Annotated in this window: 1 protein-coding gene; it reads left to right on the plus strand. The window is 66.5% G+C overall.

Going from position 1 to position 722, the window contains the following annotated elements; translation table 11 throughout:
* On the plus strand, nucleotides 1-722 hold a 722-nt coding region (locus RM779_RS33235; protein ID WP_311621527.1), incomplete at both ends, for an acyltransferase domain-containing protein.

The raw sequence follows: 722 nt of genomic DNA on the forward strand, positions 1-722 counted from the left end.
CCTGGTCAGGGGGCGCAGTGGGTGGGGATGGGTGTGGAGTTGGCTGGGGTGTTTCCGGTGTTTCGGGAGGCGTTGGAGGAGTGTGGGCGGGCGTTGTCGGGGTTTGTGGAGTGGGATTTGCTGGAGGAGTTGGGTGGTGATTTGTTGCGGGTGGATGTGGTGCAGCCTGCTTCGTGGGCGGTGATGGTGTCGTTGGCGCGGTTGTGGGAGTCGTTTGGTGTGGTGCCTGCTGCTGTGGTGGGGCATTCGCAGGGGGAGATTGCGGCGGCGGTGGTGGCGGGTGGTTTGTCGTTGGAGGATGGTGCGCGGGTGGTGGCGTTGCGGTCGCGGGTGATTGGTGAGCGGCTTGCTGGTGGGGGTGGGATGGCGTCGGTGGCGTTGGGTGTGGATGAGGTGCGGGGTGGGTTGGTGCGGTGGGAGGGGCGGTTGTCGGTGGCGGCGGTGAATGGTCCGTCGTCGACGGTGGTGGCGGGTGAGCCGGGGGCGTTGGAGGAGTGGTTGGCGTGGGGTGAGGGTGAGGGGTTGAGGGTGCGTCGTGTTGCGGTGGATTATGCGTCGCATTCGGTGCAGGTGGAGTCGGTGGCGGGGGAGTTGCGGGAGGCGTTGGCGGGGGTGGAGCCGAGGTCGTCGCGGGTGCCGTTTTATTCGACGGTGGTGGGTGGTGTGTGGGATACGGCTGGTCTGGACGCGGATTATTGGGTGCGGAATCTGCGGGAGACGGT

It is taken from the genome of Streptomyces johnsoniae (assembly GCF_031845565.1).
Taxonomy (GTDB): Bacteria; Actinomycetota; Actinomycetes; order Streptomycetales; family Streptomycetaceae; genus Streptomyces; species Streptomyces johnsoniae.